This window comes from Phascolarctobacterium succinatutens YIT 12067 (assembly GCF_000188175.1).
GTDB lineage: Bacteria > Bacillota > Negativicutes > Acidaminococcales > Acidaminococcaceae > Phascolarctobacterium_A > Phascolarctobacterium_A succinatutens.
Window position 1 is genome coordinate 62,511 of sequence record NZ_GL830928.1, and the last position, 9,834, is coordinate 72,344.

At 48.4% G+C, this 9,834-nt stretch carries 9 protein-coding genes and 1 tRNA gene; 7 read left to right on the plus strand and 3 right to left on the minus strand.

The window, feature by feature from the left end:
- Position 1 precedes the first annotated feature (1 nt).
- The 3 genes from yqeB (at position 2) to HMPREF9443_RS08685 (ending at position 3,675) form a co-directional block, all read left to right on the plus strand.
- A complete protein-coding gene (gene yqeB / locus HMPREF9443_RS08675; RefSeq protein WP_009146224.1) occupies positions 2-814 on the plus strand; it encodes a selenium-dependent molybdenum cofactor biosynthesis protein YqeB in 813 nt (270 codons plus the stop codon).
- On the plus strand, positions 811-1,767 hold the full coding sequence (locus HMPREF9443_RS08680; RefSeq protein ID WP_009146225.1) for an XdhC family protein: 957 nt from the start codon (positions 811-813) through the stop codon (positions 1,765-1,767). The genes yqeB and HMPREF9443_RS08680 overlap by 4 nt, the downstream gene beginning before the upstream one ends.
- A 501-nt stretch (positions 1,768-2,268) precedes the next feature.
- Entirely contained in the window at positions 2,269-3,675 is a 1,407-nt protein-coding gene (locus HMPREF9443_RS08685) for a uracil-xanthine permease family protein (protein ID WP_009146226.1), read from the plus strand.
- Here HMPREF9443_RS08685 and HMPREF9443_RS08690 read toward each other — a convergent pair.
- The 3 genes from HMPREF9443_RS08690 to lgt form a co-directional block, all read right to left on the minus strand.
- Positions 3,641-4,249, minus strand: coding sequence for a nucleotidyltransferase family protein (locus HMPREF9443_RS08690; protein ID WP_009146227.1), 609 nt, complete (start codon positions 4,247-4,249; stop codon positions 3,641-3,643). The two genes, HMPREF9443_RS08685 and HMPREF9443_RS08690, sit on opposite strands and share 35 nt — an antisense overlap.
- A 150-nt stretch (positions 4,250-4,399) precedes the next feature.
- Positions 4,400-4,476: transfer RNA gene (locus HMPREF9443_RS08695), tRNA-Arg, on the minus strand.
- Between the two features lie 77 nt (positions 4,477-4,553).
- Positions 4,554-5,369 (minus strand): prolipoprotein diacylglyceryl transferase, encoded by an 816-nt coding sequence (lgt, locus tag HMPREF9443_RS08700; protein WP_009146228.1) that lies wholly within the window; start codon positions 5,367-5,369, stop codon positions 4,554-4,556.
- Between the two features lie 233 nt (positions 5,370-5,602).
- Here lgt and HMPREF9443_RS08705 point away from each other — a divergent pair, with 233 nt between their 5' ends.
- From HMPREF9443_RS08705 to HMPREF9443_RS08720, 4 genes are all read left to right on the plus strand, one after another.
- Positions 5,603-6,637: an alcohol dehydrogenase gene (locus HMPREF9443_RS08705; protein ID WP_009146229.1), complete on the plus strand. Its 1,035-nt coding sequence runs from the start codon at positions 5,603-5,605 to the stop codon at positions 6,635-6,637.
- Positions 6,638-6,674: 37 nt separating this feature from the next.
- Entirely contained in the window at positions 6,675-7,247 is a 573-nt protein-coding gene (locus HMPREF9443_RS08710; protein WP_009146230.1) for a carbonic anhydrase, read from the plus strand.
- A gap of 184 nt (positions 7,248-7,431) precedes the next feature.
- Entirely contained in the window at positions 7,432-8,865 is a 1,434-nt protein-coding gene (locus HMPREF9443_RS08715) for an aspartate ammonia-lyase (protein WP_009146231.1), read from the plus strand.
- A 230-nt stretch (positions 8,866-9,095) separates the two neighbouring features.
- Positions 9,096-9,725: a hypothetical protein gene (locus HMPREF9443_RS08720; RefSeq protein WP_040565378.1), complete on the plus strand. Its 630-nt coding sequence runs from the start codon at positions 9,096-9,098 to the stop codon at positions 9,723-9,725.
- Positions 9,726-9,834 lie beyond the last annotated feature (109 nt).

A 9,834-nucleotide genomic window follows, 5' to 3' on the forward strand; every position in this document is an offset into this window, starting at 1 on the left:
AATGCTTAAGATTATTGTACGCGGTGGCGGTGACTTGGCAACAGGCGTTATCCATCGCTTGTGGGGAGCAGGCTTCAAAGTTTTAGTGCTGGAATGTGCTAAGCCTGCGGCGATTCGTCGACAGGTAGCGCTGTGCGAAGCGGTGTATCAGGGCAGCGCTCAGGTAGAAGGCCTGACTGCAAGGCTGATAAGCTCTCTTGCGGAGGCAGATGCTGTCTGGGAGCATGATGAAGTACCGGTGTTGGTTGATGAAGCAGCGGATAGTGTGCATGCTTTTGCGCCTGATATTGTGATTGATGCGATTATTGCCAAGCGTAATCTTGGTACAAGCAGTACAATGGCACCGCTTGTTATTGCTTTAGGCCCCGGCTTCAGCGTGGGCGCAGATGCCGACGTAATTGTAGAAACGAAGCGCGGTCATAACCTGGGACGCATTATCCGCAACGCCAGTGCTGCACCTAACAGCGGCGTGCCCGGTAATATCGCAGGCTATAGCAAGGAGCGTGTGTTGCACGCACCCTGCGCAGGTGTTCTGTACGTTGTTCATGACATTGGCAGCATTGTGGAAAAGGGCGAAACTATTGCAACTATTACCGACGGCAGTAATCAGGTGGCGGTAAAGGCAACACTGTCCGGTCTGATTCGCGGCATGATTCGCGATGGCTTTGCTGTTACCAAGGGCTTTAAAATTGCCGATATCGACCCACGTAAAGAAGAACTGGCCAACTGCTTTACGATTTCGGATAAGGCACGCTGCATTGCCGGCAGCGTTCTGGAATTAGTCTGCCGTTATGCACAGGAGAAACAAAAATGAAGGATTTAATGAAAAAAATACAGGCGCAGGCTTTGGATTCGCAGCCTTGCTATCTTGTTGCATTGATTGAGAGTGAAGGCTCTACTCCGCGCACCAGCGGCGCCTATATGCTGGTCGGAGAAAAGGGTTTGCTTTACGGAACCATCGGCGGCGGCGGTATGGAATATGCGGCGCAGCAGCTGGCACAGCAGCGTCTGCGCTGCGGTGGCGGCAGCTTTGTCAAAACATTTGACCTTTCTCCGGCAGTAGGCATGGCCTGCGGCGGCAGTTGCCAGGTGCAGTTCTGCTACCTGCCTGTGGGGGAAGAAACGGGGGACTTGCCAGAGGAAGCTCTTAGTGCAATGAAGCAGCGTGCTCCCTGGTGGTTTTTACTGCCTTTGGGTGAAGGCAATGCACTGCCGCAAATAAAAAAAGACCTGCAGCTTGCAGGTCGCAGAGGTGTAATCAATATAGATGGCTGCGCTTATTATGCGGAGCACTATGATTATGACGGTTCGGTTTATGTTTTTGGCGCAGGTCATGTTGCGTGTGAGCTGGTGCCGCTTTTGAGTCATCTCGGGTTTAAATGCATCGTGCTGGATGACAGGGCGGAGTTTGCGGATGCGGCGGCCTTTCCGCAGGCGGAGCATGTACAGCAGGTTGATTTTACTAAGCTGCAGGAGGTTTGCAGCCTGACGGCAAAGGATTATGCGGTAGTTATGACGCGCGGTCACGTGCATGACGCCAATGTGGAGCGCTATCTGTTGACTACGCCTGTGGGTTATATCGGCATTATGGGCAGTAAAAATAAAGCAGCCATGGCCAGAGCCGCTTTGTTGGCGGACGGTTACAGCGAGCAGCAGCTCGCGCGTGTTATTATGCCCATCGGCATCGACATAGGCAGTGAGACGCCGGCGGAGATTGCGGTGAGTATTGCAGCACAATTAATCCAAACTAGGGCAGAACGCGTATAAAGCACCGTATACTTTATCGAGAGGGCCTCGACGTAGCAGTAGTACGTCGTCGGCCCTCTCTCTTCGTCTCCGGTACTTTCTCCGCGTTCTGTTGATTATAAAGTATAATGCATCATATACTTTCATCAGGAGGCCTTTGACGTAACGGGAGTACGCCGTCGGGCCTCCTTCTTCGTCTCTGATACCTTCTTCGCGTTCTGTTTAATGGTAAAGGTATCAAATATTTTCTTCGTGTTCTGTTTAAATAGTAAAGCGTTCTGGTACCTTCTCTGCGTTCTGCTGATGAGTAAAGGGGAATGTACCACATACTTTATCTATATAAAAATGAGCATCTCGACGTAGCAAAAGTACGTCGTCGGTGCTCATTTTTATATTTCTCTTTTGAATTGCGAACGAAAAAGGCTATCTGATAAAATTTATACGGATTTTCTCTGTAATTTTCTTTACAATATTGCCTGATATGCGATAAAATATATGCATGAAAAATGAAGGGGTGCTTATATGTCTAAGTTTGTTAAACTGTCTGAGGAAGCTTATAAGTTTGAAGGCAAGCTGTCTTTGAGCTCGGCTATTCCTTTAGGTCTGCAGCATGTTTTGGCTATGTTTGTCGGCAATCTTACACCGGTTCTGATTATTGGTGGTGCCTGCGGCATTGTCGGCGGTGCCGGTTTTGAACAGCTGCAGGTTGTTTTGATTCAGAATGCGATGATTGTTGCAGGTCTGGTAACTCTGTTGCAATTATATTCCGTTGGTCCCTGCGGTGGCAAGGTGCCCATTATCATGGGTACAAGCTCCGGCTTTATCGGCGTATTTGCCGGTATCGTTGCAACCTTGGGAAGCGGTGTTGTCGCCTATGGCGCTATTATGGGTGCTTCGATTATCGGCGGTGTTTTTGAAGCAGTGCTTGGTCTGGTGCTCAAGCGTATCCGCCGTTTCTTTCCGCCTGTTGTCTGCGGTACTGTTGTACTGTCCATCGGTCTGTCGCTGATTTCCGTAGGTATCAATTCCTTTGGCGGCGGCTTCAAGACGAGGGATTTCGGTTCTATTGAAAACCTGCTGCTTGGCTTGTTTGTGCTTTGCGTTATTCTTTTCTTCAAGCATGGCACCAAGGGCTTTTTGAGTTCTTCTTCCATTCTGCTTGGTATTATCGCCGGTTACATTGCTGCTATTTTCATGGGCTTTGTACTGCCTACAACTGCAGTTACGCCTGACGGAGTGGAATACACCAAATCCTGGGTACTGCATTGGGACAAGGTAGCGAACGCCTCCTGGTTCGCTGTGCCTCAGCTTATGCCTGTTGATATCGTATTTGATATGCGTGCTATTATGCCTGTATTGATTATGTTTGTTGTTACTGCGGTTGAAACTGTCGGTGATATTTCCGCCGTTGTTGAAAGCGGTCTGAACCGTGAAGCTACGGACAAGGAATTGTCCGGCGGCGTTATTTGTGACGGCATCGGCTCTGCTATTGCTGCTGTCTTCGGCGTACTGCCCAATACTTCCTTCTCTCAGAATGTCGGTCTGGTTGCGATGACGAAGATTGTTAACCGTTTTGCTTTGGCAACCGGTGCGGTATTTTTGATTCTCTGCGGCCTGATTCCTAAGCTGGGCGCTTTGGTTTCCATTATGCCGCAATCCGTTCTGGGCGGCGCTGCCGTAATGATGTTCTCCTCGATTGTTGTCAGCGGTATTCAGCTGGTTACTAAAGAGAAGCTTAACCCGCGCAGCCTGACGATTATTTCCGTTGCTTTAGGCGTTGGCTATGGCATGGGCGCTACACCCGGCATTCTGGCACACTGCCCGGAGGCTATGCGCATGATGTTCGGTGAATCCGGTATCGTTCCGGCAGCCTTTGTAGCAATTCTGCTGAATGTTATTCTGAATAGGGGCGAAGACGCTCAAGCGTAATTTTATCCTGCTGGGTGTCGATATCCAGCAGCTCGTTGATATCCTGAACCGGTACTTTTACTACCAGTTCAGGATATTTTTTTGTCAGTACGGAACCACCTTTGTCCTGCGGCAGCTGCTGCAGCTCGTCGGCAAATTTTGCAGGGAAGATGATGGGGTTACCGGGAGTTTCTTCGTAATACAGGCGATGGATTTTTTGCGGTTGCGCTAAAAAGCTTTCGGTGAGGCGGATGAGCGAAGCCTGTTGTAAAAGCGGTTGGTCGGCAACGGCGAAAAGCAGGCCTTCGGCCTGAGGCAGGTGCTGTTCTATATAAGCTGTGCCCAGGCGCACGGTATCGCTCAGATAGGGCTTGTCGTGGAGCAGGCAGGGGATTTGCTGCTGCGCGCAGATATCCGCAACCTCCTTATGGCGTGTAACAACGATACGCTTGGCGAAAAGTCCTTGGCTGATATCAAGGATGTGCTGCAGCATGGGCGCTCCGTCGATGGCTGTCAGCAGCTTGTTGACACCGAAGCGGCGGCCTACGCCGGACGCCAGGATGATGCAGGCTATTGTAGAATATTTTACGTTCATAGGTCTACCTCACGGTTTTGATTATATATCTTTATTATAAGACTGAATGGTAGAGCTAACAAGCGGGTGAGTACCGGTTAGCGGAAGAATATATTTTGTACGCAAAAACAAAAAAACTCTGTAACCAAAGTTACAGAGTTTAGTTTCATTTGGTGGCCCTGGCAGGATTCGAACCTGCGACCTTTTGATTCGTAGTCAAACGCTCTATCCAACTGAGCTACAGAGTCACATCAGCGTTGCTGTTGTTTCAAGCAACAATGATATTATAGCGAAAAGTTCGCTTCTTGTCAACACTTTTTTGCAATTATTTTTTAGATTTTTTGCCGACAGCTTTTTCTTTGGCAACAGGCTGATGTTTTTCTAGCCAACCGCAGTAAATGAAGAAGCCTAAGGCAACGAGGAAGAAGCCTAAGCTGGTTGCCTGAGCGGACTTCAGTCCGAACATCCAGGGTTCGGCATAGTCACCGCGCAGCATTTCCAAAAAGAAGCGGACTACGGAATAAAGCATGGCGTACATACATAAAGCTTGACCGCGTGCATGCTTGGTGGTGCGGAATAAAAGCAGCAGGGCAAAGATTACGATATCCAGCTGACCTTCCCAGACCTCCGCCGGCCACAGGGGGACAGGGCCGTAGGTTTTGTAGGCCAGAGTACCTTCCGGGTACAGAATACCGAAGCTGCCGCCGGTAGGTGTGCCGAAGGCGTCACCGTTGAGCAGGTTGGCCATGCGTCCGATGGACTGGCCGATAAGCAGAGAAGGCGAAACGATATCCGCCAAGGCTACCCAGTCGATGTTATGCAGCTTGCAGTAAACAATGCCGGCAGCAATGCCTGCCAGCATACCGCCCTGCACGGCCATGCCTCCCTGCCAGACGAAGGGGATTTCCAGAAGATGATGACTGTAGTAATCCCAGTCGAAGAAGAAAACATCCCACAGCCTGCCGCCGATGAGGCCTGCGAAGCCGCCGTAGATACCGATGTCTAAAATGTGCTCGTGCCAGCGTCCGTCCTGCTTAGCCAAAAAGTAGGCAGTGCCGGTGGCCAGAAAAATTGCTGTACAGAGCATCAGACCATACATGCGTATGGGAAAATCGCCGATAAAAAAGAGATATTGATGCATTATGGATAAAGCCTCCTAAAAAATCTAACTAATATTTTAACACATTCCGGCATTTTTATCAGCGAAAAAGTTGTGATTTCTTTATTTAGAAAGCTTATTGAATTTAACAGCGAAGGTAGTACTGCGTGACATGTTGCTTATGTCATTATTCACAGCGTCAATATTATGATATAATGAGGGAAGCGATATAAGCTTTATTGAAGCAAAAATAGAGAAAGAAGGCCTGCAAATTTATGAAGGCATTGACTTATATTGAACACGGAAAGTTTGCTCTGCAGGAAAAGGCCAAGCCGCAGCTTGTTTCTGCGCGTGATGCTCTCGTGCGCGTAACCTTGGGAAGCATCTGCACCAGTGATTTGCATATTAAGCATGGCTCGGTACCGCGTGCTGTGCCGGGAATTACCGTGGGCCATGAAATGGTTGGCGTGGTGGAAGCGGTCGGCGCCGACGTAAAAACCGTGAAGCCCGGTGACCGCGTGACGGTAAACGTAGAAACGTTCTGCGGCGAATGCTTCTTCTGCAAGAAGGGCTTTGTCAACAACTGCACCGATCCTCATGGCGGCTGGGCGCTTGGCTGCCGCATTGACGGCGGACAGGCGGAATTTGTGCGCGTGCCCTATGCTGACCAGGGGTTGAACAAAATTACCGACAGCGTTACCGATGAGCAGGCACTTTTTGTAGGTGATATTCTTGCTACCGGCTTTTGGGCAACACGCATTTCGGAAATCACCGAGGAGGATACGGTGCTGATTATCGGTGCGGGACCGACGGGTATCTGCACCCTGCTGTGTGTTATGCTGAAGCAGCCGAAGCGCATCATCATCTGCGAAAAAGATGCAGCCAGAGCGGAGTTTGTCAGAAAGCATTATCCCGATGTACTGCTTTGCGAGCCTGAGGAATGCGAAGCCTTTGTTAAGGAGCATTCCGACCATGGCGGTGCGGACGTTGTTCTGGAGGTTGCCGGCGGTCGCGACACCTTCCAGCTCGCGTGGAAATGCGCGCGTCCGAACGCTATCGTAACGGTTGTGGCGCTCTACGATGAAGCGCAGAGCCTGCCTTTGCCCGATATGTACGGCAAAAATCTTATTTTCAAAACCGGTGGCGTGGATGGCTGCGACTGTGCGGAGATTCTGCACCTGATTGAAGAAGGCAAAATTGATACTACGCCGCTGATTACGCATCGCTTCAAGCTGGCGGATATCGAGGAAGCTTACCGCATTTTCGAAAACAGATTAGACGGAGTTATCAAGATAGCGATTACCGAGTGATTTTTTTTGCAAAGCATGTTCTAAGAGGGGCGATTTTATGATTAAGCATATAACAACAACACCGGCAAAAGCCTTAGAAAAATTAAAAGCAGGCAATGCCAGATATATTGATGCCATGGTCAACAGCGAGGACATTTCGCAGGCAAAGAGAACAGATACCTTGGTTAACGGTCAGAAGCCTTACGCGATTATTATTACCTGCTCTGATTCCCGCGTGATTCCGGAGAATATTTTTATGACAGGTATCGGCGAGCTGTTTGTTATCGGTATTGCCGGTAATGTGATTGATGAGCATCAGCTGGGCAGTATTGAATACGCTGCCAGTCATCTGGGGGCGCCGTTGATTGTTGTTATGGGGCATACGCATTGCGGTGCGGTGCATACTGCAATCAATCATGATCTGGAGGGTTATATCAAATTTATTACGGATAAAATCAAAGCAGCGATTGGCGACGAGTGCGACCCGTATAAGGCTGCCTGCCTGAATGTCAAAAGCTGTGAAGCGGAAATCGAAGCAAGCTTGGAGATTCAAAAGGTTGAGCATCAGGAAGGCCTGCGCGTTATCGGTGCTATGTATCATCTGGAGAACGGACTGGTAGATTTTATCTAAAGCAGATTATTTTGAGCTGCCTTAAGCTTAGCGTCTTAAGGCAGTTCTTTTTTGTAAGTAAATTTCTCAAAATTCGCAATAATATGCTTGACAGAATGGTAGCTTGAATGTATTATGTATACATAATACAGATTTCGATTAAAAGCAGCTTTTGCACGCTTTTGAAGAAGGAGGCAAATGTATTATGCGTAAAGAACACGACTTTTTAGGTGAATTAGAAATTCCTGATAATGCATATTATGGTGTACAGACCATGCGTGCCATGGAAAACTTCCAGATTACAGGCTATACTGCCGATCCGCTTTTTATCAAAGCCTTGGGTATGGTCAAAAAGGCTGCGGCCTTGGCCAATATGAAAATCGGTCTTTTGGATGAAAAAATCGGCAATGCTATGGTGCAGGCCTGCGATGATATCATCAGCGGCAAGCTGAACGACCAGTTCCCGACCGATCCGATTCAGGGCGGTGCCGGAACATCCTTCAATATGAATACGAACGAAGTAATCTGCAACCGTGCTTTGGAAATTCTCGGCCGTCCGCGCGGCGATTATAATTATATCAGTCCTAATAACCATGCCAATATGTCGCAGTCCACTAACGATGTTATTCCTACATCCATCCGTGTCTGCGCTCTGATGCGCGCTGAACAGCTTATTATTGCCTTGGAAAACCTGGCGGATTCCTTTGATAAGAAGGGCGAGGAATTCAAGGATGTGCTGAAAATCGGCCGTACCCATCTGCAGGATGCTGTGCCTATTACCTTAGGACTGGAGTTTAAAGCTTTTGCTTCTTCCATGCGCAGACGCAGTAACTACATTCGCCGCAGCTGTGAGCTGCTACACACCATGAATATGGGCGCAACAGCAGTCGGCACCGGCCTGAATGCCGATCCCGAATATATCAAAGAGGTTTGCGAACAGCTTACGCTTGTTACCGGCGAGAGCTTCACTACCGCGGACAATCTTGTTGATGCTACCAGTAACACCGATATCTTCACCGATTTATCCTCCAGTTTGAAAACATCGGCACTTTCGCTGATTAAAATTTCCAATGACCTGCGTCTGATGGCCTCCGGTCCGAGGGCAGGCTTCTGCGAAATTACGTTGCCGCCGCGTCAGCCCGGTTCCTCTATCATGCCGGGTAAGGTTAACCCCGTTATCCCCGAGGTAGTGGATCAGACCTGCTATCAGGTAATTGCCAACGATTTGGCTGTGGCCTTTGGCGTAGAAAACGGCCAGTTCCAGCTTAATGTTATGGAGCCTGTTATGGCTTACAATATTTTCAATTCCTTACGTTTCCTGACCAATGCCGTTAATACTCTGCGCACCCGCTGCGTAGACGGAATTAAGGCTAACCGTGCCCAATGCGCGGAATGGCTGGATAAGAGCGTGGGCATTGTTACGGCGTTGCTGCCGCATATCGGTTACGAAACCTGCTCCGTTCTGGCGAAGGAGGCGTTGGCAACCAACAGAAACATTAAGGACCTGCTTATTGAACGCAAGGTGCTGAGCAAAGAGGACTTGGATGTTATCCTTGCTCCTGCGGAAATGACTAGACCGGGTATTGCCGGTAAGGAGCTTTTGAAGAAGATTCATGAGTCCAGAGAGGAACTGGTGTAAAGCACAAGAGAGCAGTTCTGTTATAATAGTAGAATAAAAGCAAAAGCTGCAGCTATGCTCCTGAGTACGGGAGCAAGCTGCAGCTTTTTAATTTGAGCTTTGGGAAATTTGCTTGTCAGCACAAGAAAACTTCTTCCGTCCTACCTGAAATCATGCTTTGGGGTGGGGGAAAACGAGTTTCTTGTTGCTATAATTATAATGACAGAAACTACTTTAGGAGGTTGATGAATATGCGTATAGGTAAGAAATTGTTTTCCTGCTTAGCTTTATTTTTACTTTGCATTCTGTGCTTGCTTGCAGATGCTCCCAAGGTTCGGGCAGCGGAATTTCTGACTGCTGATGACGGAACATTTCTCTATATGAACAGCAGAGAACTGGAAATCAGTGATGAGGAGAAAGGCGTGCAATTCTTCCTTGCTGATGACGGCACTCTGCAGCTGATGAACAAAAATACCAAAGATGTTTATAAGACCTTCGTTCCTGCGGAGAATGGAATGGTTGGCTATAGGGTGCGGGATGTTTTTACCGCCAATCCCGAAAATATATTTTTTGAAATAAATGCCACTATCGGTGCTCATGAGCAGAACTGCGGTTATTGGCTTATCGGTAAGGAAAACGGACAATGGGTGACATATGTAGCCTTGGAAGATTTGGCTAAAAACGGCTATGCCATTGACCAATGGCGGCAAATTGTGACCAAGATTAATACGGATGGCAGCGGACGTTTTATTCTGCTCAGCCAATATGAATATATGCCTCCGGAAGCTACCTTCGGCATGCAGAGAAGATATTTCACGGATTTGCAGCTGGAGCTTTTGTGGGATGATACTACGCAAGGAGTTGTTATGCGCAGATTGTAATAAGCATATGGAATAAAAAAACAGGCAGCGAATGTGCTGCCTGTTTTGTGTGCAGAAATCTATGCTTTATTTAGAGATTCTAAATTGCAATAAGAAGTTGCACACTTTT

Bases quoted from the DNA above. Each gene is read 5' to 3' on its own strand.
- yqeB (WP_009146224.1), top strand. From the start codon at position 2: ATGCTTAAGATTATTGTACGCGGTGGCGGTGACTTGGCAACAGGCGTT.
- HMPREF9443_RS08680 (WP_009146225.1), top strand. From the start codon at position 811: ATGAAGGATTTAATGAAAAAAATACAGGCGCAGGCTTTGGATTCGCAG.
- HMPREF9443_RS08685 (WP_009146226.1), top strand. From the start codon at position 2,269: ATGTCTAAGTTTGTTAAACTGTCTGAGGAAGCTTATAAGTTTGAAGGC.
- HMPREF9443_RS08690 (WP_009146227.1), bottom strand. From the start codon at position 4,249: ATGAACGTAAAATATTCTACAATAGCCTGCATCATCCTGGCGTCCGGC.
- lgt (WP_009146228.1), bottom strand. From the start codon at position 5,369: ATGCATCAATATCTCTTTTTTATCGGCGATTTTCCCATACGCATGTAT.
- HMPREF9443_RS08705 (WP_009146229.1), top strand. From the start codon at position 5,603: ATGAAGGCATTGACTTATATTGAACACGGAAAGTTTGCTCTGCAGGAA.
- HMPREF9443_RS08710 (WP_009146230.1), top strand. From the start codon at position 6,675: ATGATTAAGCATATAACAACAACACCGGCAAAAGCCTTAGAAAAATTA.
- HMPREF9443_RS08715 (WP_009146231.1), top strand. From the start codon at position 7,432: ATGCGTAAAGAACACGACTTTTTAGGTGAATTAGAAATTCCTGATAAT.
- HMPREF9443_RS08720 (WP_040565378.1), top strand. From the start codon at position 9,096: ATGCGTATAGGTAAGAAATTGTTTTCCTGCTTAGCTTTATTTTTACTT.